This is a genomic window from Streptomyces uncialis (assembly GCF_001905345.1).
GTDB classification, from domain to species: Bacteria; Actinomycetota; Actinomycetes; order Streptomycetales; family Streptomycetaceae; genus Streptomyces; species Streptomyces uncialis.
In genome coordinates this window covers 50,433-70,123 of the sequence record NZ_LFBV01000005.1, presented here as the reverse complement: position 1 = coordinate 70,123, position 19,691 = coordinate 50,433, and the positions used below count along the sequence as shown (strand labels likewise).

General features: G+C 74.4%; 18 protein-coding genes and 1 riboswitch. Of the genes, 10 read left to right on the top strand and 8 right to left on the bottom strand.

What is annotated here, in order from left to right; all coding sequences use genetic code 11:
* The 6 genes from cobO to AB852_RS20600 all read right to left on the bottom strand — a co-directional run bounded on the left by cobO (position 1) and on the right by AB852_RS20600 (position 7,582).
* Positions 1–627 carry a cob(I)yrinic acid a,c-diamide adenosyltransferase gene (gene cobO, locus AB852_RS20625; RefSeq protein WP_073790690.1) on the bottom strand — a complete coding sequence of 209 codons (627 nt, stop codon included), beginning with the start codon at positions 625–627 and terminating at the stop codon, positions 1–3.
* Positions 627–2,780: a putative cobaltochelatase gene (locus tag AB852_RS20620; RefSeq protein ID WP_073790688.1), complete on the bottom strand. Its 2,154-nt coding sequence runs from the start codon at positions 2,778–2,780 to the stop codon at positions 627–629. Before AB852_RS20620 ends, cobO begins: the two co-directional genes overlap by 1 nt.
* 115 nt (positions 2,781–2,895) lie before the next feature.
* On the bottom strand, positions 2,896–4,437 hold the full coding sequence (locus AB852_RS20615; protein WP_178391075.1) for a cobyric acid synthase: 1,542 nt from the start codon (positions 4,435–4,437) through the stop codon (positions 2,896–2,898).
* Positions 4,437–5,396, bottom strand: coding sequence for a cobalamin biosynthesis protein (locus tag AB852_RS20610; RefSeq protein ID WP_073790686.1), 960 nt, complete (start codon positions 5,394–5,396; stop codon positions 4,437–4,439). Before AB852_RS20610 ends, AB852_RS20615 begins: the two co-directional genes overlap by 1 nt.
* 146 nt (positions 5,397–5,542) lie before the next feature.
* A riboswitch (cobalamin riboswitch) is annotated at positions 5,543–5,667 on the bottom strand.
* Positions 5,668–6,071: 404 nt separating this feature from the next.
* The gene (locus AB852_RS20605) at positions 6,072–6,308 is read right to left on the bottom strand and encodes a hypothetical protein (protein WP_073790683.1); all 237 of its coding nucleotides are present in this window, start codon (positions 6,306–6,308) and stop codon (positions 6,072–6,074) included.
* Between the two features lie 11 nt (positions 6,309–6,319).
* A complete protein-coding gene (locus AB852_RS20600) occupies positions 6,320–7,582 on the bottom strand; it encodes an inorganic phosphate transporter (RefSeq protein ID WP_073790680.1) in 1,263 nt (420 codons plus the stop codon).
* Positions 7,583–8,406: 824 nt separating this feature from the next.
* Here AB852_RS20600 and AB852_RS20595 point away from each other — a divergent pair.
* Together AB852_RS20595 and AB852_RS20590 are read left to right on the top strand one after the other, a co-directional pair.
* Complete coding sequence (locus AB852_RS20595) at positions 8,407–9,606, top strand: alpha/beta hydrolase (protein WP_073790678.1); 1,200 nt, start codon at positions 8,407–8,409, stop codon at positions 9,604–9,606.
* A 236-nt stretch (positions 9,607–9,842) separates the two neighbouring features.
* On the top strand, positions 9,843–11,342 hold the full coding sequence (locus AB852_RS20590; RefSeq protein ID WP_073790676.1) for a hypothetical protein: 1,500 nt from the start codon (positions 9,843–9,845) through the stop codon (positions 11,340–11,342).
* Between the two features lie 20 nt (positions 11,343–11,362).
* Here AB852_RS20590 and AB852_RS20585 read toward each other — a convergent pair whose 3' ends face one another.
* Entirely contained in the window at positions 11,363–11,776 is a 414-nt protein-coding gene (locus AB852_RS20585) for a VOC family protein (RefSeq protein WP_073790674.1), read from the bottom strand.
* A gap of 346 nt (positions 11,777–12,122) precedes the next feature.
* Between AB852_RS20585 and AB852_RS20580 the strand changes: the two genes are divergently transcribed.
* The 3 genes from AB852_RS20580 (at position 12,123) to AB852_RS20570 (ending at position 15,442) form a co-directional block, all read left to right on the top strand.
* The gene (locus AB852_RS20580; RefSeq protein ID WP_073790672.1) at positions 12,123–13,721 is read left to right on the top strand and encodes an ABC-F family ATP-binding cassette domain-containing protein; all 1,599 of its coding nucleotides are present in this window, start codon (positions 12,123–12,125) and stop codon (positions 13,719–13,721) included.
* Between the two features lie 562 nt (positions 13,722–14,283).
* The gene (locus AB852_RS20575; RefSeq protein ID WP_178391074.1) at positions 14,284–14,508 is read left to right on the top strand and encodes a helix-turn-helix domain-containing protein; all 225 of its coding nucleotides are present in this window, start codon (positions 14,284–14,286) and stop codon (positions 14,506–14,508) included.
* Positions 14,509–14,650: 142 nt separating this feature from the next.
* Complete coding sequence (locus tag AB852_RS20570) at positions 14,651–15,442, top strand: enoyl-CoA hydratase/isomerase family protein (protein ID WP_073790670.1); 792 nt, start codon at positions 14,651–14,653, stop codon at positions 15,440–15,442.
* A gap of 203 nt (positions 15,443–15,645) precedes the next feature.
* On the opposite strand, the gene AB852_RS20565 is transcribed toward AB852_RS20570, so the two are convergent.
* Positions 15,646–16,488, bottom strand: a complete 843-nt coding sequence (locus tag AB852_RS20565) for a hypothetical protein (RefSeq protein ID WP_073790667.1) — start codon at positions 16,486–16,488, stop codon at positions 15,646–15,648.
* A gap of 93 nt (positions 16,489–16,581) precedes the next feature.
* Here AB852_RS20565 and AB852_RS20560 point away from each other — a divergent pair, with 93 nt between their 5' ends.
* The 5 genes from AB852_RS20560 (at position 16,582) to amaP (ending at position 18,988) form a co-directional block, all read left to right on the top strand.
* A complete protein-coding gene (locus AB852_RS20560) occupies positions 16,582–17,073 on the top strand; it encodes an Asp23/Gls24 family envelope stress response protein (RefSeq protein ID WP_073790665.1) in 492 nt (163 codons plus the stop codon).
* Positions 17,074–17,167: 94 nt separating this feature from the next.
* Positions 17,168–17,359: a hypothetical protein gene (locus tag AB852_RS20555; protein WP_073790662.1), complete on the top strand. Its 192-nt coding sequence runs from the start codon at positions 17,168–17,170 to the stop codon at positions 17,357–17,359.
* A 2-nt stretch (positions 17,360–17,361) separates the two neighbouring features.
* On the top strand, positions 17,362–17,706 hold the full coding sequence (locus AB852_RS20550; RefSeq protein ID WP_099283562.1) for an Asp23/Gls24 family envelope stress response protein: 345 nt from the start codon (positions 17,362–17,364) through the stop codon (positions 17,704–17,706).
* The gene (locus tag AB852_RS20545) at positions 17,703–18,404 is read left to right on the top strand and encodes a DUF6286 domain-containing protein (RefSeq protein ID WP_079184809.1); all 702 of its coding nucleotides are present in this window, start codon (positions 17,703–17,705) and stop codon (positions 18,402–18,404) included. The genes AB852_RS20550 and AB852_RS20545 overlap by 4 nt, the downstream gene beginning before the upstream one ends.
* Complete coding sequence (gene amaP, locus AB852_RS20540) at positions 18,401–18,988, top strand: alkaline shock response membrane anchor protein AmaP (protein ID WP_107499301.1); 588 nt, start codon at positions 18,401–18,403, stop codon at positions 18,986–18,988. Before AB852_RS20545 ends, amaP begins: the two co-directional genes overlap by 4 nt.
* Positions 18,989–19,691 lie beyond the last annotated feature (703 nt).

The following is a 19,691-nucleotide window of genomic DNA, read 5'->3' as shown; positions in this document are numbered from 1 at the left end:
TCACCACTCGATGCCCCGCTGGCCCTTCTGGCCCGCGTCCATGGGGTGCTTCACCTTCGACATGTCGGTGACCAGGTCCGCGAACTCCACCAGCTCGGCGGGGGCGTTGCGGCCGGTGATCACCACATGCTGGTTCCCGGGCCGCTCCCGCAGCACCGACACCACCTCGGCCACATCGATCCAGCCCCAGTGCAGCGGGTACGCGAACTCGTCCAGCACGTACAGCCGGTACGTCTGCGCCGCCAGGTCCCGCTTGATCTGCTCCCAGCCCTCCCGGGCCTTCGCCGCGTTGACCAGGTTGGAGTCGGCGCCGTCCGCGGCCTCGACGGGCGCGCGCTGGATCCAGGACCAGCCCTCGCCCATCTTGTGCCAGTCGACCGTGCCGCCCTCGCCGCTCGCGCCCAGCACCCGCAGCGCGTTCTCCTCGCCGACCTTCCACTTCGCCGACTTGACGAACTGGAACACCCCGATCGGCCAGCCCTGGTTCCAGGCGCGCAGCGCCAGCCCGAACGCCGCCGTCGACTTGCCCTTGCCGATGCCCGTGTGCACCATCACCAGCGGCCGGTTGCGGCGCTGACGGGTGGTGAGTCCGTCGTCCGGGACGACGGACGGCTGTCCCTGTGGCATTACGCGACCCTTCCCCGGGCGCCCGCTCCGGCGCCCCGTACATCCCTGACCAGTCCCGCGAGCACATCGGCCCGCAGCTCCTCCAGCGTCACCGGGGTTCCGCCGAGGTCCACGGCGAGCCGTCCCGCGAGCCCCAGCCGCACCGGGCCCGACTCGCAGTCCACGACCACCGACGCGATCCCGTCGGCCGCCAGCAGGCCCGCCGCGCGGGACGCCCGGCGGACCGGCTCGACCCCGCCGGTGGCGCGGCCGTCCGTCACCACCACGAGCAGCGCCCGGCGCGCGGGGTCCCGCAGCCGCTCCACCCGCAGCACCTCGCGGGCCCGCAGCAGTCCGGCCGCCAGCGGGGTCCGCCCGCCGGTGGCCAGCGACTCCAGCCGGTTCGCCGCGGTGTCGACCGACGACGTCGGCGGCAGCGCCACCTCGGCGTCCGCGCCCCGGAACGTCACCAGCCCGACCTTGTCCCGCCGCTGATAGGCGTCCAGCAGCAGCGACAGCACCGCGCCCTTGACGGCGCTCATCCGCCGTCGCGCGGCCATCGAGCCCGACGCGTCCACCGCGAACAGCACCAGATTGCCCTCCCGGCCCTCCCGGCTGGCCTGCCGCAGATCGTCGCGGCGCACCACCAGCCCCGGGCCCGAGCGGCCGCGTGCCCGCTGGTGCGGGGCGGCGGCCCGGACGGTCGCCGACAGATGCAGCTTCGTCAGGGTGCCCCGGGGCCGGTGCGAGCCGGTGGTGCGGCCGTGCTCGGTGCGCGCCCGGGAGCGGCGTCCGGCCGCGCCCTCGCCCAGCCCCGGCACGGTCAGCGTCCGGGCCCTGAACGGCTCCGACGCGGCCACGGCGGCCTGCTGCGGGGCGGCGGCCACGGGCCGGGCCGCGCCGTCCCCCTCGGCGGGCGCCGGACCGTCCACGGGGTCGCCGTCACCGGTGGTGTCCGGGGCGCTGTCCGGGGCCTGGCGTGGCGGCGGGGGGCCGTCGGGGCCGTCGCCGTTCCCGGGGCCGCCCGGTCCGTCCGGGTCGTCGGGGCCGCCGTCGGGACCGTCCGGCTCGGGCTCCGGATCGTCGTCGTCCTGCCCCTCGCCCCGGCCTTGTTCCTGGTCCTGGCCCTGGTTCTCGTCCGGGACGTCGTCCTCGTCCTCGTCGGGGCCGCACCGGTCCAGCACCTCGTCGAGCTTGTCCTCGTCCAGTCCCGGCGCGTCGAACGGGTTGCGGCGCCTGCGGTGGGGGAGTGCCAGCAGGGCCGCCTGCCGGACGTCCTCCGTGCGGACGGCCGTCCGGCCCGCCCACGCCGCGAGCGCGGTCGCCGTCCTGGCCATCACGATGTCCGCGCGCATCCCGTCCACCTCGAACGCCGCGCAGGCCGCCGCGATCCGCAGCAGCGCGCCGTCGCCGAGCCGTACCCGGGGCAGCAGGGCGCGGGCCGCCACGACCCGGGCCCGCAGCGCGGTCTCGTCGTCCGTCCAGCGGACGGTGAACGCGGCGGGGTCGTCGTCGTACGCGAGCCGCCGCCGGACCACCTCGACCCGCTGGGCGGGCTCCCGGGACGCCGCCACCTCGACGGTCAGCCCGAAGCGGTCCAGCAGCTGGGGCCGCAGCTCGCCCTCCTCCGGGTTCATCGTGCCGACCAGCAGGAACCGGGCCGCGTGCCGTACGGACACCCCCTCCCGCTCGACGTACGAGGCGCCCATCGCCGCGGCGTCCAGCAGCAGATCCACCAGATGGTCGTGGAGGAGGTTCACCTCGTCCACGTAGAGGATGCCCCGGTGGGCGTCGGCCAGCAGGCCCGGCTCGAACGCCTTCACCCCGTCCGCGAGGGCACGTTCGATGTCGAGCGCGCCGACCAGACGGTCCTCGGAGGCGCCCACCGGGAGCTCCACCATGCGGGCGGGCCGGGTCAGACCGGTGCCCGGTTCATGGGGCCCGTCCGGGCAGGCCGGGTCCGGTGCGGCCGGAGCGCAGGAGAAACGGCAGCCGGTGACCACCGAGACCTCCGGCAGCAGGGTCGCGAGGGCCCGGACCGCGGTGCTCTTGGCCGTGCCCTTCTCCCCCCGCACCAGGACACCGCCCACCGCGGGGGACACGGCGTTGAGCAGTAGCGCGAGTCGCAGGTCGTCCTGGCCGACGATCGCCGTGAATGGATACGGGGTGTTCACCCGTGGCCCTCCCTGTCGTTGCTGTGCGGGTGCCTGTCTCGGCCGGTTCCCGCGCCGGCCGGTCGTCGTCGCCCGGCGCGGGCTTCCGTGCCCCGTCCGCCGGGGCCGGGGTGCGTCATGGGGCGCCGGGCGGGACGAAGGGGAGATCCGGCGCGGGGCCCGACTCGATCAGACGCCACAGCGCGTCCGTGTCGGCGTGCCGCTCGATCAGATCGCCCAGCCGGTCCAGCTGCTCCTCACGGAGCGCCGCGAACGAGGTGTCCGGCGCCGCCACGAAACGCCGCCCGGTCAGCGCGGCGACCTCCCGCAGGAACGCCCGGCGGAACCCGTCCGACTCCAGGGAGCCGTGCCAGTGCGTCCCCCACACCGCGCCCGAACGGCATCCGTCCAGGAACGGTTCCCCGCCCAGCACCTCGGCCACCCCGTGATGGATCTCGTACCCCTCGACCCGTTCACCGAGGGCCGTGCCCGAGGGCCGCCCGAGCGTCTTCTCCCGGGCGAAGCGGACCCGTACGGGCAGCAGCCCGAGCGCGTCGACGGCGCCCGCGCGGGACTCGACCTCGTCCTCGATGTGCGCGCCGAGCAGCTGGAACCCGCCGCAGATCCCCAGCACGGGACGCCCCTCGGCGGCCCGTTCGCGCAGGACCCGCGCGAGCCCGCGCTCCTGGAGCCAGCGCAGCGCCCCGACCGTGCCCCGGGTGCCGGGGACGACCACGAGGTCGGCGTCGGCGGTCTCCTCGGGCCGGTCGACGAAGCGGACCACGACACCGGGTTCGGCGGCGAGCGCGTCGACATCGGTGAAGTTCGACATCAGCGGGACCGCGCACACCGCGATCCGCAGCACCTCCGCCCCGGCCGGCGGCGCCACCGACGACTCCCGGACCGTGCCGCGCAGCGAGACCCGCAGCCCGTCCTCCTCGTCGATGCCGAGTCCGTGCTGGAACGGCAGCACCCCGTACGTGGGCCGGCCGGTAAGACCGCGCAGCATGTCCAGGCCGGGCTCCAGCAGCGAGACGTCGCCGCGGAACTTGTTCACCAGATAGCCCGCGACCAGGGCCTGGTCCTCGGGCGCGAGCAGCGCCGTCGTCCCGAAGAACGACGCGAACACCCCGCCCCGGTCGATGTCCCCGACCACGACGACGGGCAGTCCGGCGGCCCGCGCGACGCCCATGTTCACGATGTCCGTGCGCCGCAGATTGATCTCGGCGGGGCTGCCCGCCCCCTCGCAGATCACGGCGTCGTGGGTGGCCCGCAGCTCCTCCAGGCACTCCACGACGGTCCCCAGCAGAGCCTCCCGGCCACCGGGCACCGGCTGCCCCGCCGCCGGACCGCCCGCCGGGCCGAAGAACCCGCGCGCGCTCATCTCACCGACCGGCCGCCCCATCAGCACGACCTGACTGGTGCGGTCGCCGCCGGGCTTCAGCAGCACCGGGTTCATCAGCGCGCTGGGCTCCACCCGCGCGGCCTGCGCCTGCATGGCCTGGGCGCGCCCGATCTCGGCGCCGTCCCGGGTGACGAAGGAGTTGAGGGACATGTTCTGCCCCTTGAACGGCGCGACCTTCACCCCCTGACGCACCAGCCACCGGCAGATCCCGGCGGTCACCACACTCTTGCCCGCGTCGGACGTCGTCCCCGCGACCAGCAGCCCGCCGCCCATCAGCGGCCCCCCGTCCTTGTCGTGGTCCGCGCCCCGAGCGCGAGCCGTCCGGCCGCGCAGACCCCGAGGGTGAGCCAGGCCACCCGCCGGGACAGCCGGACCGCGCGGTCGATGTCCGCCACGGTGACGGCCCGGCCGCCGCCGTTCAGCTCGGGCCGGTGCTCGACCCGGCCGCCGTAGGAGAGGGTGCCGCCCAGCCGGACGCCGAGGGCCCCGGCGAACGCGGCTTCCGCGACGCCCGCGTTGGGGCTGGGATGGCGTCCCGCGTCGGCCCGCCACGCGCGGGCGGCGCCCTTGGGCGAACCGCCCGCCAGTACGGCGAGGGCGCCGGTGAGCCGGGCGCCGGGCCAGCCGACGACATCGTCGAGCCGTGCCGAGGCCCAGCCGAACCGGCGGTGCCGGGGCGACTTGTGGCCGACCATCGCGTCCAGCGTGTTCACGGCCCGGAACCCGACGAGCCCGGGGACCCCGGCCACGGCACCCCACACCAGGGCGCCGACCACGGCGTCGGAGGTGTTCTCGGCGACCGACTCGACCACCGCGCGGGCGATGCCGTCGGCGTCCAAGGCCTGCGGGTCGCGCCCGCACAGATGCGGCAGCCGCGCGCGGGCCGCCGTCAGATCGCCCGCGTCGAGGGCGGCGGCGACGGTCCGCGCCTCCCGCCCGAGGCTGGTCCCGCCGACCACGGCCCAGGTGGCGGCGGCGGTCAGTACGACGGAAGCGGTACGGGAGCCCCGCACCGCACGGGTGGCGAGGGCGGCGGCACCCGCCGCGCCCCCGGCGCACACCGCGGTGTGGAGCGCGCCCCAGCCGCGGTGGTCACGCCACAGCACGTGTTCGACGGCGCCCGCGGCACGGCCGAAGGCGGCGACCGGGTGTCCGCGGCGGGGATCGCCGAGGAGCAGGTCGCCGATCAGACCGGCGGTGGCGCCGTACGTGAAGATCCGTCCGGCACTCATCGGCTCAGTCCGCCGGGCCGTTGAGGACCTTCGTACGCTGCGTGGGTCCCGCGCCGGTGCGCGTGGGACCGGGTGACGGGCGCCCCGGCATGACTGTGTGTCCTCACTCAGGGTCCGCGCCCTGGGTCGACGGATACGCCGGCGAGAGTCTCCTGGCTTCCGGATCGGCGCCGCCCCCGGCCTTCCAGCCCCTGCGGGCCGTGACATCCGGTGTGGGGGAGCGCTCCCCGGTGACAGTGGCGGGACCGCGCCGGATTCGCACCGGCTTCCTCTGCTGCCGCCGTAATGGCCCCGGAAGTCCACCACGCCCCCGGAACAGCCGTCAACCACGCGCTGACCTGCGGCGGCGCAGTGTGTGAAGACCCACACGCACTCGGTGACGGCGGGGGTGACGACAGCCGTCGCGGGAGCCGCCGCAGGAGCCCTCGCGGGAGCCGTGCCGGGAGTGATGACGCTGGCCGGTACGAGGGGAGGGTGACGGCGGCCGGTACGACAGCCGGGGCGGCCGGGTGCCGGGGACCTTGGGGGTGACGACAGCGGTCCGGCCGGTCACCGCGCTGGAGGCGGTGACCGGCCGGACCGGTGGTTCATCGGATGCCGCGACCCTGTCGTCACCAGGGCGACGGGGGCCGGAGCCGACGCGGGGGCCGGGGACCGGCCGTGGGACGGCTCGGCTCAGATGACGATCAGATAGATGCCGTAGCTGACCGCGGCCACACACAGCGCGAAGCTGGCGTAGGCGCTGGTCGCGGCGACGGCCGCGGCCCCGCTCTTCGCACCGCCGTTGGCGGCGACGGCCGCGTCACGCTTGGAGAGTCCGACTATACCGAGTGTGAACAGGCCCACCAGGGCCACGGTGGCCACGAGGCTCACTCCGAACACCGTGCCCAGTGCTACCCAGTCGATCTTCATGGGAGGGTTCCTTACACCTTGGCGGTCCGCGGAGCGGACTCCGTCGAGGGACCGTTGTCGGCCGGGATGGTTGCCGTGAGGTCACCCGTGACCGTCACCGTCTCGGCGGCCGGCCCCGCCGGGGGAGGGGTGACAGCGGCCATGGCGTTGGTGACGACGCCCGCGGGCTCGCCGTCCACGTCGTTGACGTTGTTGTGGTCGACGATGTCACGCCGCGACAGCACCCAGATGACCGCCGAACCGGCGATCAGCAGTGTGCCGGTGGCGATGACGCCCCAGGTGCCCTGCTTGGTGAGCAGCTCGGCGAGCGCGCCGACCAGACCGGCGGCCGGGAGGGTGAGCCCCCAGGCCACGAACATCCGGGTCGCGGTCGACCAGCGGACGACCCCGCCCTTGCGGCCGAGGCCCGCGCCCATCACGGCACCGGAGCAGGACTGCGTGGTGGAGAGCGAGAAGCCGAGGTGCGAGGAGGCCAGGATGACCGTCGCGGCGCTGGTCTGCGCGGCGAAGCCCTGCGGCGGCTCCAGGTCGGTCAGGCCCTTGCCCATGGTGCGGATGATGCGCCAGCCGCCGAGGTAGGTGCCGAGCGCGATGGCGATACCGGCCGAGGCGATGACCCACGCGGGCGGGTTCGACCCGGGCACGAGGACACCACTGGTGACCAGCGCCAGGGTGATGATGCCCATCGTCTTCTGCGCGTCGTTGGTGCCGTGCGCCAGCGAGACGAGACCGGCCGAGGCGATCTGACCGGCGCGGTAGCCCTTGGAGGCCGCCTTGCCGTCGGCCTTGCGGCCGATCCGGTAGGTCAGGCGGGTCGCGATCATCGCGGCCACACCGGCCACCAGCGGGGCGGCGATCGCGGGCAGCAGAACCTTGGTGACGACCGTGGAGCCGTTCACGGAGGACCAGCCGGCCGACATCACCGCGGCGCCGATGAGGCCACCGAAGAGCGCGTGCGAGGAGCTGGAGGGCAGACCCAGGAGCCAGGTCAGCAGATTCCAGAGGATCGCGCCGACGAGCGCCGCGAAGATCACTTCTGTGCGGAGGCCCTGTTCGTTGATCATGCCGCCGGAGATCGTCTTGGCGACCTCGACCGACAGGAAGGCACCGACAAGGTTCAGCACGGCGGACATGGCCACCGCCGTCTTGGGCTTCATTGCGCCAGTGGAGATGGTCGTCGCCATCGCGTTGGCTGTGTCGTGGAAACCGTTCGTGAAATCGAACACGAGAGCGGTGACGATCACGATTCCGAGGAGGAGCGTGATGTTTTCCATTTACCCAGGCTTCTGTTGGACGACAGTGGCGGTTGGAACGTAGGCAACCTGAGTGAACGGAAGATGAACTGAGGCAGGCATCGCGGTGTCCCAATCTGGAGCAAGGCTATTCCGCATAGCGGAACCCGGCGAGCGTGCCGCACCGGCGCCGCGGAATCCCGGACTCCGGGGCTCCCGGGGGACTCCCGGGACGCACCCTCCGGACCCCGGCGCGGACTCCAGGAGATCCTGGTCACGCACGGTTTCGGGGTCCGTCCACCACCCGCCCGACCGGTACTCACCGACCGTTCACCCACCGGGCGACGCCCGGCGGCAGGCCGCGCGGACCTCGCTGTCCGCGCCGCGGTGTTCGTCGGTGCCGGAACGCCCTGTCGATCGGAACCGCTCACGGCCTGTCCTCGACACCTCTTCCGACTGTACGGCCCATGACTCGAACTCCTGACATTAGAGCCGATTTGCCCCCGTATGTAAGGAAGGTCACCTGATCACCCTCGGCCCCACCGGTGCCATCCAGCCGCAGGACCCCCGCATACCCGGTAGGCCGGGCCCCGACGGGGATCCGGCCTACCGCTGCATGGCCCGTAGGGCCTGTGCCGGACGGGGCAGAGGAGCGGGGGCGTGCGGAGAGGTGAAGCCCGGGTACCGGCAGCCCGGGTACCGGCAACGGGATCGGCCGCTGCCGAGGCCCGCGCCGAAGGGCGAAGCCCGAACACCCCCGCCGCGGCCCGGCCCGGCCCCGCTCCACCCCGGCCCGGCCTCCGCCGCGACCCCGCCCGGCCCCCCGTCGACTGGCCGCCCGAACCCCCACCGCAGACACTGGACGAGTGCGTACCGCCCAAGCGACGGCAGCGGCCGTCACCGCCGCAACCACCACCGCCCTGGCAGCCCTGGCCGCGGGCCACGTCGCCAGTGGCGCGGCCCTGAGACCCGCCGCCGGCCGCCCCCTCCCCACCGAACCCCGCCTCACCCTGCACGCCGTCACGGCGGGCGACGCGGCGGGCAGGGCGACGGCCGCCGCGACGAGCTCCGCAGGGAGCCCCGCGACGAGCTCCACGGCGGGCCGCGTCACCCTCACCCGCGCCCTCGCGTCCCTGCGCCCCGGCGTCTACGGCCTCGCGGGCGACGGCACCCACGCCGTCGTGGGCCCTGTCGTCACCTCGGCCCCCCACACCGCCGACACGGTCGTCCGCCGCCTGGAGCGGGTCACCCACGGCGCCCTGGAGCCGGGCGACAAGGTCTGGCTCACCCCCCAGGTGCACATCGGCAATCCCCGCACCGCCCTGGGCCTCGACCACGCCGACGTCAGCGTCCCCGGCGAACTCGGTTCCCTGCCCGCCTGGTTCGTCCCGGGCGCCCGGGACACCTGGGTCATCGCCGTGCACGGTCTGGGCACCACCCGCGAGCACCCGATGGTCGTCATGGAGCAACTGCACCGGCACCGCTTCCCGGTCCTCGCCCTGGCCTACCGGGGAGACCTCGGCGCGCCCCGTCCCCCGGACGGGCTCAGCCACCTCGGCGAGACGGAGTGGCGCGATCTGGACGCCGCGATCCGCTACGCCGTCCGCTACGGCGCGGAACGCGTCGTCCTGCACGGCTGGTCCACCGGCGCCACGATGGCCCTGCGCGCCGCGACCCACTCCGCGCTGCGGGACCGTATCGCCGGGATCATCCTCGACTCCCCGGTCCTGGACTGGGAGGCGACCGTGCGCGCGCTCGCCGCCGCCCGGCATGTGCCCGGCCCCCTGCTCCCGCTGGCGGTCCGCGCGGCCCAGGGCCGCACCGGACTGCGCCCGCACCAGATCCGCGAGCGCGCCGACATCCGCGAGCTGCGCGTCCCCACGCTGGTGGTGCACGGCCCGGGGGACACCGTCGCCCCCTGGGGGCTGTCCCGCCGCTTCGCCCGCACCCGGCCCGATCTCGTCACCCTGCACACCGTCCCGGACGCCCCGCACGGCGCGATGTGGAACGCCGACCCGAAGGGCTACGAAGAGGCCATGCGCCGCTTCCTCACCCCCTTCGGCTGACGCGCACCCCGTCCCCCCTCCCGCCCCGGTGGCTCCACGCGGCCCCGGCGGCACCACCGCCACCCATACCCCCCTGCGGTAACGCGCACCTCGTACGGGGCCCGTGCGGGCACCTCCGGCCGTGCCTTCCGTTTCTCCTCTCTCGAACACGGCACGAACCACGGGACAGGGGTTCGCTGTCTACCCGCGTGGCATTCCGTTTGGGTTTTCCGACCGTCAACCGGAAGACTGCACCCGTGACGTCCCGTATCCCGCGCGACTCCAGGCTCCGACTCGTCCGTCCGCGCCCCCTGGCCGCCGCCACCCCGGCGGTCGGTGAGCGACGCACCCGCCGCCCCGCACCCAGGCCCCCGGAAGGCACACCCGCGCCCTCCGAACTGGCCCGCACGGCCCGTGCCGGCCTCGCCGGCGCGGTCCGGGTCGCCCGCTGGGCCGACACCGAACTGCGTCCCGGCGGTGACCTCACGGGGCCCCGGAGGAACCCCGCCCCCGGCCTGCGCGGCGCCCCGGCGCCGGCCGCACCGGCCGCCTCGGGCACCCCGCACAACTCCCTCGCCACCACGCCCGACGGCGGCGGCAACCTCTCCGACCCCACCGCCGAACGCGCCGCCGCCGAACTGGGGCTGTCCGCGCGTCAGATCCGTGCCGACTGGGACACCGCCCGGCTCGCCGGACTCGTCGAGGTGCACGGCGACTACGCCCGCCCCGGCTGGCGGCTGCGCGCCTGGGACCGGGACGACGCCGCCGTGCTGCGCGGCTGGGTCGCCCTCTTCGACGCCTGGTCGCTGGCCCACCCCGCCCCCGGCGGACTCGACCCGGCGGCCGTCGCCGAGGCCGTGGAGGCGATGCCCCAGGTGCTGTCCTTCCTCCAGCTCTCCGCCGGACCCGTCCCCGTGCCGCAGCTGCTGGACCTGCTGGAGCAGCGCGTCACTGAACTGCGCACCGAGCGCTGCGAGATCCCCTACGGTCCGCGGCCCGAGCCCCCCGCGCCCGACGCCCGCGCCGCCGCCACCGCGCTGCCCGCCCTGCTGGACTGGGCCCTGCGCGCGCTCACCGCCGTCGGCGCGCTCACCTGCGCCCCCGGCCAGGCCACCCTCACCCCGCTCGGCAGCTGGGCGGTGTGGGTCAAGCTGGAGCAGATCTGCGTGGCCGCGCAGAGCCAGGCCGGGGGCAACATCGAGCAGTCCGCCGAGGACATGCTGCGCGGCTGCGCGCGGCTGCGCCCCGGTGACGCCCGCGCCGAGTACCGCGCGTGGCTCGCCGCCCGGACGGTCTCCAGCGCGGTCACCGAACTCGTCGGCGCGGCCCGGGGCGAGGACGCGCTGCTGCGCGGGCTGGCCTTCGAGGCGCTGCGGGTCGTCGGCGCCCCCGCCGAGTCGGAGGTCCGCCAGGTCCGCGACGAGCCCTCGCTGAGGCCGTACGCCCTGCTGTGGCTGGCCGAGATAGAGGGCGTCGACCCCGAGGACACCCACACCGTCCTCACCCATGACGAGGAGACCTGGCTCTGGGTCGACACCGCGGCGGCCGTCGCCGACCACGGTGAGGCGCAGCTGCTCGTCCGCCATCTGGAGTCCGCGCGGCAGCCCACGGTCCCGGCGCTGCTGGACGACATCCGCAAGGTCGGGCATCCGCGTACGGTGCAGGTCCTCGTGGCACTGGCCGCCGCCCATCCCGATCCCGCGCTCGCCAAGGCCGTGCGCCGCGCGGCCTTCCAGGTCCACACCGGGGGAGGCTGACCCGCCCCGGACCCGCCGGATCACCCCCCGATCGCGGGGGCGTACGTACCGAAGCTCCACAGATTGCCCTCGGTGTCCCGGGCCAGGTAGTCCCGCGAGCCGTAGTCCTGGTCCGCCGGGGGCGTCACGATCTGCGCGCCCTGCTCCACGGCCCGCCGGTGGTGGGCGTCGATGTCGTCCACCACCACGTACGTCCCCGACGGGCCCGCGCCGGACATCGCCTGGTCGAACCGGCCGCCGCGGCCCTTGGAACCGAGCATCACCGCGCCGTTCCCGTGGGCCAGCTCGGCGTGCGCGATCCGGCCGTCCGCCCCCTCGTGGACACTCACCACCGTGAAGCCGAACGCCTCCGTCAGCTGCTTGATCGCCGCGTGCGCGTCGGCGTACAACAGGGACGGGTAGACGGTCGGCGGGGTGCCGTTCGCCGCTGCCATGGGACTCCTCCTCGGTCGTGCGGCACCGGGCCGCTCCCGGCGCCTCCGCGAGCGGAAACCGGACTGTCACTCAGTGTGACACCGGCCACTGACAGTGACCTCCTGAACGGCCGCCGTCCCGTCCGTCCGCTCCGCCCCGCGCCCTGCCGAGATCTCCGCACGACCCCCGCCGAGACCCTGCCGCGACCCCCGCTGCGGCTTCCCGCCAAGGCGTCCGGGGCCCGATCGGGAAATCCGCTTGCGTACGCCCGTTAGAATTGCTCCATGGCTGTTCTCCTCGTGCATTAGACGGCGTCACCCGCCCTCGCCGCCCACCTCGCCGTCCACCCGCCACAGGAGTACGTCCGTGATCACCGCCTCCGGTATCGAGCTGCGTGCCGGTGCCCGCATCCTCATCGAGTCCGCGACCTTCCGTATCGCCAAGGGCGACCGCATCGGCCTCGTGGGCCGTAACGGCGCCGGCAAGACCACCCTCACCAAGGTCCTCGCCGGGGAAGGCCAGCCCGCCGGGGGTACCGTCGCCCGTTCGGGCGAGGTCGGCTACCTCCCGCAGGACCCCCGCACCGGCGACCTCGACATGCTCGCCCGCGACCGGGTGCTGTCCGCCCGCGGCCTCGACACCCTGATCCGCAAGATGCGCGAGAACGAGCAGCGCATCGCCGTCGGCCAGGGCGCCACCCGCGAGAAGGCCATGCGGCAGTACGAGCGGCAGGAGACCGAGTTCCTCACCAAGGGCGGGTACGCCGCCGAGGCCGAGGCCGCCACCATCGCCGCCGCGCTCAACCTCCCCGACCGGGTCCTCGGCCAGCCGCTCCATACGCTCTCCGGTGGCCAGCGCCGCCGGATCGAGCTGGCGCGCATCCTCTTCTCGGACGCGGACACCCTGCTCCTGGACGAGCCCACCAACCACCTCGACGCCGACTCGATCGTCTGGCTGCGCGACTACCTCAAGACGTACCGCGGCGGCTTCATCGTGATCTCCCACGACGTCGACCTCGTGGAGACCGTCGTCAACAAGGTGTTCTACCTGGACGCCAACCGGTCCGCGATCGACGTCTACAACATGGGCTGGAAGCTGTACCAGCAGCAGCGCGAGGCCGACGAGAAGCGCCGCAAGCGCGAACGGCAGAACGCCGAGAAGAAGGCCGCCACCCTCAACGCCCAGGCCGACAAGATGCGCGCCAAGGCCACCAAGACGGTCGCCGCCCAGAACATGGCCCGTCGCGCCGACCGGCTGCTGGCCGGTCTCGACGCCGTCCGCCAGTCCGACAAGGTCGCCAAGCTGCGCTTCCCCGACCCCGCGCCCTGCGGCCGGACCCCGCTCACCGCCGAGGGCCTGTCCAAGTCGTACGGCTCGCTGGAGATCTTCACCGATGTCGACCTGGCCATCGACAAGGGCTCCCGGGTCGTCATCCTCGGACTGAACGGCGCGGGCAAGACCACCCTGCTCCGGCTGCTCGGCGGGGTCGAGAAGCCCGACACCGGCGAGGTCGTCGAGGGCCACGGCCTCAAGCTCGGCTACTACGCCCAGGAGCACGAGACCCTCGACCCGGAGCGCACGGTCCTGGAGAACATGCGCTCGGCGGCTCCCGACCTGGACCTGGTCCAGGTCCGTAAGACGCTCGGCTCGTTCCTGTTCTCCGGCGACGACGTCGACAAGCCCGCCGGCGTGCTCTCCGGCGGGGAGAAGACCCGGCTCGCCCTCGCGACGCTCGTGGTGTCCTCCGCCAACGTCCTGCTCCTGGACGAGCCCACCAACAACCTCGACCCGGCCAGCCGTGAGGAGATCCTGGGCGCGCTGCGCACCTACAAGGGCGCCGTCGTCCTCGTCACCCACGACGAGGGCGCCGTGCAGGCGCTCCAGCCCGAGCGGATCATCCTCCTCCCCGACGGTGTCGAGGACCTGTGGGGCGCCGACTACGCGGACCTGGTCGCCCTCGCCTGACCCCGCCCGCCCGGCGCCCACGCGCCCGGCCCGCCGACCGCCGCCCGCCGGACCTTCCCCGGCGGGCGGTTTCCGTTCCGGCCCGGGCCCCCGGTCCCCGACCCGGGCACCGGTCCCCGACCCGGACCGCACCGGCCGGTCCGGTCGGACAGCGCCCGGCCACCCCGGACCGGGCCGACCCCGACCCGTGCCGCCGCCCCCGGAGGGCGTGGCCGCTCGATGGGTGATCCAAGCAGTGATCCACCGCGTATGGATCATTCGGCCCAGCGGTGATCCATCAAAGGTGTGAGATCGCCTAGTGCCGTGGTGCGCCCTACACCGATCCCAGGGAGCGGACCCGTCCCTTCCACTTCCGCCCGGCATCGCCGTTCTGACCTGCCGATTCCCCGCCGATCGGCTGCCAGGGGGTGTGAAAGCCCGAGCGGAGGCAAAGATTCCCCTCGTGTGGATCGCTTCCCAATCGGCCTCCGATGTCGTACTGACCTTGCCGAATGGGTGGCCAGGAAGCCGAAGAGGGGTGATCATGAGAAGTCCAGAGCGCACTTCCCATGAGGAGGCACGGGTGGCCGAGACTCTGAAGAAGGGCAGCCGGGTAACCGGCGCCGCGCGCGACAAGCTCGCGGCAGACCTGAAGAAGAAGTACGACTCCGGTGCGAGCATCCGGGCACTGGCCGAGGAAACCGGCCGCTCGTATGGATTCGTCCACCGGATGCTCAGCGAATCCGGCGTCACGCTGCGGGGACGCGGCGGGGCGACGCGAGGCAAGAAGGCGTCCGCCGCGGGCTGAGGTTCCGGCGGCTCCACCGGCTCCGGTGTGGCCACCCGGTCGGCTTCCGGGCCGACCGGGTGGTTACTGTGCAGTCACTTAAGGGTGCGGCCGTGCGTGTACGGTCCCGCACCCTCCGGACGGCACACCTCGGAGGCGCTCCATGACGTCGGTGGAACCGGTACTCGACAAGGACGGCGTACGGCTCGTCGTGACCGATCGGACCGCGACGGTCACACTGACCGGCCCGGCCCGGCGCAACGCGCAGAGTCCCGCTCTGTGGCGGGCCCTGGTCGAGGCCGGACAGGCCCTTCCGGGTGCCGTTTGTGTCGTCGTGCTGCGCGGTGAGGGTCCGTCCTTCTCCGCGGGACTCGACCGGCAGGGGTTCACCCCGGAGGGCTTCGACGGCGAGCCGTCGTTCCTCGATCTCGCGCGCGGCACCGACAAGGAGCTGGACGCGGCGATCGCCGGGTACCAGGAGGCGTTCACCTGGTGGCGGCGGAGCGACCTCGTGACCATCGCCGCTGTCCAGGGCCACGCCATCGGCGCGGGCTTCCAGCTGGCGCTGGCCTGCGATCTGCGGATCGTCGCCGAGGACGTGCAGTTCGCCATGCGCGAGACCGGGCTCGGTCTGGTGCCCGACCTCACCGGCACCCACCCCCTGGTGGGACTCGTCGGCTACGCGCGGGCCCTGGAGATCTGTGTGACCGGCCGCTACGTCCAGGCCGCCGAGGCCGAACGGATCGGCCTCGCCAACCTCGTCGTCCCCGCCGACCAGCTGGACGCCGCCGCGAGCGACCTCGCCGCCGCGCTCCTCGGCGCGCCCCGGGACGCCGTCATCGAGACCAAGGCCCTGCTCCAGGGCGCGACCCGCCGCGGCTACGAGGAACAGCGCGCCGCCGAACGCGCCGCCCAGGCCCGACGGCTCCGCGACCTGGCGGGCCTCGGCGACTGACCCGCCCCGGCCCCGGGTTCCTCAGCCCCCGGCCCCTCGTCCGCCGTCCGGGCCGCCGGGTCCCGTGCGTCGGGGTCGGGCCCCCCGGGTCCGGGCCGCCGGGTCCGTGCATCCGGTCCGGCGCATCCGGTCCCGTGCATCCGGCGGTCCTGTGCGTTCGGCGGTCCCGTGCGTTCGGGCCGGGTCCACCGGGCCGGGGCCGGTCAGGGGTCCAGCGCGGTCACCAGTACCGCGACCGTCGGGCGGTCCGGAGCCGCGTCCGTGACCGCCCGGCGTACCGCGCGCACCACGGCCGGCGGACCGGCCGCCACCGACAGGGCCAGCTCCACCCGTACATGCCGCCGCGGCAGCGCCGCCGCGTCCCCGTCGCCCGGGTGCTCCGCGATCCGTACCGGGGCGGCCCGGCCGCCCAGCGCGCCGGTCAGCCGGGTCACCCCGGGCACCGCCGCCGCCACCGCGCCCAGCCGCCCCGCCTCACCGTCCGGTTCGTCCCCGGGCGCTCGGTCCGTACCCGCGTCGTCCCCGGCCCGCGGTCCCGTACCGGCGCCGCTTTCGGCTCGTCCGTCAGCCGGGCGTTTCTCCGGGCCGTCCCCGTCCGGGTGACCGCCGTTCGCCGCGCCGTCCGGGTGATCCGGGGCCAGGACCCCGGTCACCCGGAGGTCCACCTCCGTCACCGCCAGCCCCAGTGATCCGGCCGCCGCCGCGAGCGCCGTACGCACCCCGGCCACCGTCACGGGCAGCGGGGTGTGCAGTGTCGCGGCCAGCTCCGCGGTGATCCGCAGCGGGCCCGGCGGCACGGCGCCCGGCGGTGCCACAACCGCCGGTTCCCGGGCCGTTCCAGGGGCATCGTCCGAGGTCACGGGGGAGGCCGCGGCGATCCGCAGTGCTCCGAGGCGCACCCCCGACCGGGTGTCCAGCGCCCGTCGCAGTGCGCCGCGCGCCGCGGCCTCCGTCACCCAGGCCCCGTCACCCGGTCCGCCCAGCGGCAGCAGTCTGCCGAGGCCGAGCTGCTGCCTTACCACCTGTGTCCAACCGTCAGCGGTCATCGCCCCAGCCTGCCGTATCCCCGGCGCGCCACCCGGCAACCGCGCTTAGTGTGGATTGCAGGACCACGACTCCGGTGAGAGGGACGAACGGCGATGACCGAATCCACGCAGCGGAAGGGCCCGGACAATCCGGCGCAGTCCTCGAACGAGCAGCGCGAGTCGCTGCGCAAGCAGAGCGGGGCCAGGAAGGGCGGCGATCCGGCCACCCGGGGCCGCACCACCATCGCGGACGGTGTGGTCGAGAAGATCGCCGGACTCGCCGCCCGTGATGTCGTCGGTGTGCACGCCATGGGCAGCGGGCTGTCCCGGACGTTCGGCGCCGTCCGCGACCGGGTGCCCGGCGGCACCAAGTCCGTGTCCCGAGGGGTCAAGGCCGAGGTCGGCGAGGTCCAGACCGCCCTCGATCTGGAGATCGTCGTGGACTACGGCGTGGCGATCGCCGAGGTCGCCCGCGCGGTACGCGAGAACGTCATCACGGCGGTGGAGCGGATGACCGAACTGGAGGTCGTCGAGGTCAACATCGCCGTCAGCGATGTGAAGCTCCCCGACGAGGAGGACGACGAGCCGGAGTCACGGCTCCAGTGACACCCCCGAGGACCGCCGCCCCCGGCGAACCCGGGGCGCGGCCCGGTCCCGTCCCGGACCCCCGCAGCAGCGCACAGGCGCAGAGGAGCGCACGATGAGCATGGCCGTGGTCGGCTTGATCGCCGGAATGGCACTGGGCTTCGCCGGTTACTTCGGCGGCTTCGGCGCCTTCCTGCTGGTGGCGGCGCTCGGCGCCGTCGGTTTCGTGGCGGGCAGGTTCCTGGAGGGCGACCTGGAACCGGGTGACTTCTTCCGTTCCCGTTCCCGTGGCGACCGGCGGGGGTGACGGTGCCCGCTCAGGTCGTCGACGCCGCCGAGCGCGGCGCCACCGCGATCGCCGACCGGGTCGTCGCGAAGATCGCCGCGCAGGCCGCCCGTGAAGCACTGACCGGACTGCCCCGCGCCGCGGCCCCGCCGCACGCCACGGTCGTCGTGCACAAGGACAGCGCGCGGGTCCGGGTCGTCCTCGAACTCGGCTACCCCTCCGACATCGGCGCCCAGTGCGGTGCCGTACGCCGTCAGGTCGCCGAACGGGTGCGGACCCTGGCGGGGATGACGGTGCCCGAGGTCACCGTCCAGGTGGAACGGCTGCACTCACCGCTGGACAGCGGTACCCGGGGGAGGACCCGATGAGCGAGCCCCACGAGCCCGCGAAGGCTTCCGCCAAGGCGGGTGCGGGCGGGTCCGCCGGTGGCGGTGCGGGTGCCGGTGCGCGTGGCGACGGTGGTGCGGGCCCGGTGTCCGTGCTCGATCCGTCCGGCGACGACAGCGCGTACCCCGCGTCGTCCGCGCCCCGCCGCTTCTGGTCGCCGCGCCGGGTGCCCGCCGGGATCGTCGCCGCCCTGCTCGTCGTCGCCGCCGGTCTCCTCCTGTACGACATCGCCGCCGTACGCGCCGGACGCCCCGCGATGCACTGGCGGCAGGTCCTCGGCCGGGAACTCGCCGAACGTCCCCTGGACGATGTGTGGGTCCTCGTCGGCGCGGGCGTCGCGGCGGCGCTCGGCCTGCTGCTGCTCGTGCTCGCGCTCACCCCCGGCCGGCGCGCCCTGCTGCCCATGCTGGGCGCCGACGACGCCATGCGCGTGGCGCTCGATCGCCGCGCCGCCGCGATGGTCCTGCGGGACCGGGCCGCCGAGGTGTCCGGGGTGCAGTCCGTACGGGTACGGGTGAAGCGCCGCAAGGCGCGTGTCCGTGCCGTCTCGCACTTCCGCCCGCTGGACGACGTCCACACCGATCTCGACTCCGCGCTCGCCGACGGCGTCCGCGAACTGGGCCTCGCCAGGCCCCCGTCGCTCGACATCCGGGTGCGGCGGCCCGGCAAGAAGGGGTGAGGCCCGTGCTCAGGACCGTCGACCGTGTGCTGCTCGGTCTGCTGGGGCTCGTCCTGCTGATCGCCGGGGGCAGCGTCCTCGCGATCGGCCTCGGGGTGCGCCCGCCCTCCTGGTGGCCCTACGAGGATCAGCACGACGTCCTGCTGAGCGCGGCCCGGCGGACCCGCTGGCGCGACGAGGGCTGGTGGTGGCCCGTGGTGATCGCGGCGCTCGCCGTCGCGGTGCTGCTCGCCCTGTGGTGGCTGTCGGCGGTGCTGCGCCGCCGGCGTCTCGCGGAGGTCCTGGTCGACACGGGGGACGGCGAGGGCGCGGTGGTGCGGGGGCGCGCGCTGGAGTCCGTCCTGGTGACGGAGGCGGAGGCGATGGACGGGGTCGACCGGGCGGAGGTGCGGCTCGTCGGCCGGCGGGGTGAGCCGGGGGCCCGGGTGCGGCTCGTGCTGGAGCCGCACGGGGTGCCGCGGGATGCCGTGCGGCGGCTGCACGGGGAGGTGCTGGCGGGGGCCCGTACCTCGTCGGGGTCCGCGCGGTGGCCCTCCACGGTGCGGATCCGGGCGGTGAAGCACCCCCCGGAACGCGTGACCTGACGGGTCGCCTTCGCTTGCGCTTCCCAGGTCTGTCCGGCTGGACGCACTTCGTTCCTGTGCCGTCGCTCGTCGTTTTCGCGCAGTTCCCCGCGCCCCTGGATGCTGCCCCTGTTCGTCGTTCTTCGGGTGCGGGCCGGTTCTCGTCTTCGCGCAGTTCCCCGCGCCCCTTTGGGGCGCACCCGGTCGGTTCTTAGGGTCGGTGCCGGTCGGGATTCTCCGTCCTCGATCCGACACGCTCGGTAAGTCGTTCCGTGACCCGACTGAAGAGCATCGGAGTCTGCGGGCAGAGATTCCCGCCCACCCCCTCCCGCAGCAGCGCGGGTCCGCGAGGAGGGTGCTTCCGCAGACGACGGACAACAGCGAGGGCGCCCCCAAAGGGGCGCGGGGAACTGCGCAAAAGACGAGGGCGGCCCCGCACTCGAAGAGCGACCGTAAGGGGGCAGCATCCAGGGGCGCGGGGAACTGCGCACCCCCGTTCGACCCGCACGGGAACGGGTACGTCCAGGTGGGGAACCCCAGGGGCGCGGGGAACTGCGCATCCACGAACGACCCGCACGAACGGGGTGCGCCTACCGGGGCTGACCCAAGGGGCGCGGGGAACTGCGCGAAGACGAGGGCGGCGACGCACTCGAAGAGCGACCGCGAGGGGGCACCACCCAGGGGCGCGGGGAACTGCGCACCCCCGTTCGACCCGCACGGGAAC